The sequence below is a fragment of the Acinetobacter sp. KAM396 genome, assembly GCF_021602765.1.
Classification (GTDB): domain Bacteria; phylum Pseudomonadota; class Gammaproteobacteria; order Pseudomonadales; family Moraxellaceae; genus Acinetobacter; species Acinetobacter towneri_A.
The window spans coordinates 1-6,016 of sequence record NZ_BPPH01000059.1 but is presented as its reverse complement, the minus strand read 5'-3'; the positions used below and the strand labels follow the sequence as shown (position 1 = coordinate 6,016).

Below are 6,016 nucleotides of genomic sequence, written 5' to 3'. Positions count from 1 at the left end.
TGGATGTCTGATGATTTGTAGTCATAAATTTAAGTCCCCACTTGTTTCTAAGTGGGGACTAAATTAAGGCTTATAGGATGAATTCAGAAGGTGTGTTCAGCGGACGCTTACGTCTAACAATCAAAATTCCCTCTCCTGAGCAAGTTTTAAAATACTGGTTAAAACAAAGCGCAGATGAGGGTTAGGCAGAAACACTTCTTTAATTTCACATATCAATAAACAAGTTACTTCACTTTAGTTTTACGAATCATTTTATATAAAACACTTGGCGATAAACGCGACACCCACACGCCCAATTTTTCTTTAGCGCCCCCGACCACAATATATTCATCGCCTGCCATGAGTGCTTTAACAGTGTCTTTAGCAAAAACATCGGCATCTAAACCATTTTCAATGGCTTCATCTTGATGTCCTTGTGGTTTGCCTTCACCATTCAACGCATTAAAAGACACATTGGTATTTACAAAACCAGGGAATACAACTGAAACCTGTACGCCCTGCTCTGCTACTTCTGCGCGCAAACTATTCGCCCACATGTGAATGGCACTTTTCGCTGCAGAATATGACGCGCGATATTGCGTGCCCAATAAGGCCGCAACACTAGACACAAAAATAATGCGGCCATGTTTTTGCTGCAAAAAGGTCGGCAATACAGTTTTGGTCAGAAAGACCTGAGAAAAATAGTCCACTTCCATAATGGTGCGTTCGGTTTGCATAGAGGTATCAGCAATTAAAGCGCGCTGACTTAAACCTGCATTATTGATTAGCCAGTCAATGCGTCCTTTACGTGCCAAAACTTGCTCATAGGCATGTAACACCTGACTTTCATTGGTAATGTCTGCACGTATAGAAAGATGACGTTCAGGATTCAGCAAACTCATGCGTACTTTTTCAAGTTCTTCATAACGACGTGCGGTTAAAATCACTTGGGCTCCTTGTAAAGCACACTCTTTTGCCAATGCCTTACCAATGCCAGAAGATGCACCAGTAATCCACACCACTTTATGTTCCAAGTTTTCCCGTTTTGCCATACCCTTTGTCCGCGTTATTGAAAAATTTATGTCATCAACATTTAAGTCTTAGGCTTTTCAGGATGCTGTAAAAACCCAAGAAAATGGTTTAAATATATTTCTGCACTTTCTAAATCGAATTGCGCACCCATTTTTTCTAAGCGTTTATACCCCAGTTGTGTAGTCAAATGAATCACACCGTTTAAAGTTTTATCGACCACTACATTAAATTTCAGCATTTTTTTCGGATCACGAATTAAATAACCTACGCCCTGATCAATAATTTGAGCAAACCCTTTAAATGCAGGCGCAATGCATGCACTGTTGCCCTGCCTAATTTGCTCAATGCAACCCAAAGTTTCTTTCATGACAATACTATCGACAGGATAAGTCACAAAAGCTTGCTCTTCCTGCTGATCCATCATGCTTGCCAGATAATTCACCATAGGCGTTAAACGTTGATTGCCAAAAAACGATACCGACCATGGCATATATTTTTGCATGGTTTGTATGACTTGCTGAATAATTTTTTCAGACTCACCATCTAGTGAATGGCTAGAACGTGACATTTCACCAAAAAGCTGCTCAATAATTTCACAAGAAATATCGGTCAGTACCGCTCCCAAAGCTTTAGATAAACTTTCCAATTCACCCGCATTGAGTTGTTGATGAATGTGTTGAAATCTTTGATATGTGTCTGGTTTTAATTCTAAAGAAACAGCATAAGTCATAACTGAATTTGCCTATTTTGACCGTATTGATGTGTTTTCATTTATTTCTAAAAGCCGTTGCTTAAACCTAGTTTAAAACAGTGTTGCAGGCAACGGAGAACTTGCCGTTTTTATCATACTTGACGTCCATCATACGATGAGTTTGCCCAACTGCCAATTGCGATAAGTTTGGCTGAGTTGAATCTCGCTTAGCGGGCCATTTTTTTGCTACAATAGTTGCAATTTTTTATTCACTTTTAATCTGTTCTTACTATGACTGATTCAGCGCAAAATATTGCTACAACCTACGATCCTACCGAGATCGAGAAAAAATGGTACAAGACTTGGGAAGAAAACGGCTACTTTAAGCCGTCAGAAAAAGGCGAATCATTCTGTATCATGATTCCGCCGCCAAACGTCACAGGTAGCTTGCACATGGGTCATGGTTTTAACAACGCCATTATGGATGCCCTTACACGCTTTAACCGTATGTCAGGCAAAAATACCTTATGGCAACCAGGTACAGACCACGCGGGTATTGCCACACAAATGGTGGTAGAGCGTCAATTGGGCGCGCAAAATATCAGCCGTCATGACTTAGGCCGTGAAAAATTCATCGAAAAAGTCTGGGAATGGAAAGAACAATCTGGTGGTAACATTACCCGTCAAATCCGTCGTTTAGGTTCTTCAGTAGATTGGTCACGTGAACGCTTCACCATGGATGAAGGCTTATCGAATGCGGTGAAAGAAGTTTTCGTGAAACTACACGAAGAAGGTTTAATTTACCGTGGTAAACGCCTCGTAAACTGGGATCCAAAATTACAAACTGCCCTATCTGACCTAGAAGTTGAGTCTGATAAAGAAGAACAAGGTTCACTCTGGCACTTCAAATATTTCTTTGAAGATAAATCGCTTCGCACACACGATGGTAAAGATCATATTGTGGTGGCAACCACTCGTCCTGAAACATTGTTAGGTGATACTGCAGTTGCGGTTGCGCTTGATGATGAGCGTTATTCGCACCTTGTTGGTCAAAACATCATCCTGCCAATTACTGGTCGTGCGGTTCCAATCGTTAAAGATGAATATGTCGATAAAGAATTCGGTACAGGCTGTGTGAAAATTACCCCTGCCCACGACTTCAATGACTATGAAGTGGGTAAACGCTGCGAATTGCCAATCATCAACATCTTCAACAAAAATGCTGAAGTATTGGCTGAATTTGAATATATCGCAAAAGCAGGCGAACAAATTTCTAAAACCATTCCTGCACCTGCAGACTACATTGGTTTAGAGCGTTTTGAAGCACGTAAGAAACTGGTTGAGCAAGCGGAAGCTGAAGGCTGGTTAGATCAGATCCAACCGTACACGCTAAAACCACCTCGCGGTGACCGTTCGGGCGTGATTGTTGAGCCATTATTGACGGACCAATGGTATGTGAAAATTGCACCGTTGGCGCAGCCTGCAATTGAAGCAGTGAAAGATGGTCGCATCAAGTTCGTGCCTGAACAGTACAGCAATATGTACATGGCGTGGATGAACAACATTCAAGATTGGTGTATTTCGCGTCAATTGTGGTGGGGGCATCGTATTCCCGCTTGGTACGATGCTGAAGGCAATGTTTATGTCGGTCGTGACGAAGCAGAAGTTCGTGCGAAAAACAACATCCCCGCTGACGTTGAATTGAACCAAGACGAAGACGTACTCGATACATGGTTCTCATCAGGTCTGTGGACATTCTCAACTTTAGGCTGGACAGGCGATGCTGAAAAAGACAAAGCCAACTACTTCTTAAACACCTTCCATCCAACAGATGTATTGGTGACAGGTTTTGACATCATCTTTTTTTGGGTTGCTCGCATGATCATGCTGACCATGCACTTCATGAAAAATGAAGATGGTACGCCACAAGTGCCGTTCAAAACTGTGTATGTACATGGTTTAGTTCGTGACAGCGAAGGTCAAAAAATGTCGAAGTCTAAGGGCAACGTACTTGACCCATTAGACTTGATTGATGGTGTAGATCTTGAAACTTTAGTACAAAAACGTACCACAGGTTTGATGAACCCGAAACAAGCGGCAAAAATTGAAAAATCGACCCGCAAAGAATTCCCAGAAGGGATTCAGGCGTATGGTACAGATGCAGTTCGTTTTACCTTCTGTGCATTGGCAAACACAGGTCGTGACATCAAGTTTGATATGAAACGTGTGGAAGGTTACCGTAACTTTGCCAACAAAATTTGGAATGCAACTCGTTTTGTATTGATGAATGTTGAAGGTCAGACTGTCGGTCAAGAAGCACGTCAAGACCTTTGGGAATTGCCTGAACAGTGGATTGTGAGCCGTTTACAAAAGGCAGAACAAGCTGTTCATCAAGCCTTTGCAACTTACCGTTTAGACTTGGCTGCGCAAGCGATTTATGACTTTATTTGGAATGAATACTGCGATTGGTATGTAGAGCTGACCAAACCTGTTCTGAATGATGAGTCTGTTTCTGAAGAACGCAAAGCTGAAGTTCGTCGTGTATTACTTGCGGTGATGGAAGCTTCTTTACGTCTTGCTCACCCAATCATGCCTTACTTGACTGAAGAAATTTGGCAAACCCTTGCGCCAATGATTGGCTTGGGTGGTGAAACCATTATGTTGGCAAACTACCCTGTTGCAGATGAAGCCAAAATCAACGAACAAGCCGAAGCAGATATGCAATGGCTACAAGGTTTGATTGGTGCGGTGCGTAACATTCGTGGTGAAATGGGTCTAGGTAATGCACGTTTATTGCCTGTACTTTTACAGAACACGACTGAAGCAGAAAAAGCACAAATTTCTCGTATTGAACCGTTGTTTAAAGCATTGGCGAAAGTTGAAAGCATTACTTTCTTGACGGATGGCGAACAACCGCCATTGTCTTCTTCTTCTGTAGTGGGTCACGTATCTGTTTACGTTCCAATGAAGGGCTTAATTGACCCGAAAGCGGAATTAGGTCGCCTACAAAAAGACTTAGACAAAGTTCAAAAACAGCATGACCAAATTGCGACTAAACTTGCGAATGAAGGTTTTGTAGCGAAAGCACCTGCGGCTGTGGTTGAAGGTGAGAAAGTGAAACTTGCTGAATTTGCAGATCAATTAGCGAAGATTAAAGCGAATATGGAGCAGATTGCGGCACTTTAATGTGTTGTTAGTTTGATCTAATTTATAGTATAAAGGGCTGATTATTCAGTCCTTTATACTTAGTAAAATATATGTCTCAAATAATTCCATTAAATCCATCTGAAGTTCAATATTTATGCGAAAAAGAAGAGAGTCAATTCTTTGATAAAAAAGCATTTGGTATTGAAGCAAAAAAAATTCAAAAACTAGCTGTAGCTTTTGCCAATAGTGATGGAGGTGAAATTATTGTAGGCATTAAAGATGACAGCGATGAACCTATTGCTAATAAGCGTTGGCAAGGTCGTGATTCAACAGAAGAATATAATTCAATTATCAAAGCTTTAGTTGAATTAGAGCCATCTATTCCCTTCAGATTTAGTTTTCATACCAAACAAGGTGAAGTACGTAATTACATTCTCAAAATTGACGTTGACAAAGGAACTGATGTCTATTACACAGCTGATAAAAAAGTATATGTCCGACATGGTGCTCAGTCTATGCCATATACATCCCCAATAAAAATTTTAGAATTAAGTCATGCAAAGGGCGTTACTTCAGCCGAAGATCTTTTTGTATCAAACTATCCCACGGATGAATTACTTAAAAGTCCTTATTTATTAGATTTTTTGGAAAAATTACCAATTAGATCAGCAAAGCCAATAGATTTTTTATTACAAGAAAACCTGATCAATAAGGAATCTTTAAATCCAACTTTTGCTTCCATACTTCTGTTTGCTGAAAACCCTAGTCAAATTTTACCTAAACAATGCGCTATAAAAGTTGTTCGATACGATAGTACAGATGAAGATATTAGTCGCGAGTTTTTGACTGAAGATAAATTCAGTATTGAAGGTAATTTACTAAATCAAATCCAACAAGCCAAAGAAAAAATAGATTATTGCTTGAATCAGACAAGAGTAACTACATTAAATGGGGATACGACAGCTAAATATCCTTATAATGCCATTTGGGAGATTTTAGTTAATGCTGTGATTCACAGAGATTATTCAATCTCAGATAATACATTAATTACAATTTATCTCTGTACACGACAAAAATAGATAACTCATTGAAATAATGTCACAATAATTGTTTTCTAACGACGAATACTATGACACATCTCAATGAGTTATATCTTATCTTAAACAA

The 6,016-nt window shown here is 39.9% G+C and carries 4 protein-coding genes; 2 read left to right on the top strand and 2 right to left on the bottom strand.

Features of this window, described 5'->3' with window-relative positions; all coding sequences use genetic code 11:
* Window positions 1–224: 224 nt before the first annotated feature.
* Both L6C30_RS14125 and L6C30_RS14120 read right to left on the bottom strand, forming a co-directional pair.
* The gene (locus tag L6C30_RS14125) at window positions 225–1,031 is read right to left on the bottom strand and encodes an SDR family NAD(P)-dependent oxidoreductase (protein WP_230244042.1); all 807 of its coding nucleotides are present in this window, start codon (window positions 1,029–1,031) and stop codon (window positions 225–227) included.
* Window positions 1,032–1,072: 41 nt separating this feature from the next.
* Window positions 1,073–1,741, bottom strand: coding sequence for a hypothetical protein (locus L6C30_RS14120; RefSeq protein WP_236163308.1), 669 nt, complete (start codon window positions 1,739–1,741; stop codon window positions 1,073–1,075).
* 252 nt (window positions 1,742–1,993) lie between these two features.
* Here L6C30_RS14120 and L6C30_RS14115 point away from each other — a divergent pair, with 252 nt between their 5' ends.
* Both L6C30_RS14115 and L6C30_RS14110 read left to right on the top strand, forming a co-directional pair.
* Window positions 1,994–4,888, top strand: coding sequence for a valine--tRNA ligase (locus tag L6C30_RS14115; protein WP_236163309.1), 2,895 nt, complete (start codon window positions 1,994–1,996; stop codon window positions 4,886–4,888).
* A 71-nt stretch (window positions 4,889–4,959) separates the two neighbouring features.
* The gene (locus L6C30_RS14110; protein WP_236163310.1) at window positions 4,960–5,928 is read left to right on the top strand and encodes a helix-turn-helix domain-containing protein; all 969 of its coding nucleotides are present in this window, start codon (window positions 4,960–4,962) and stop codon (window positions 5,926–5,928) included.
* Window positions 5,929–6,016 lie beyond the last annotated feature (88 nt).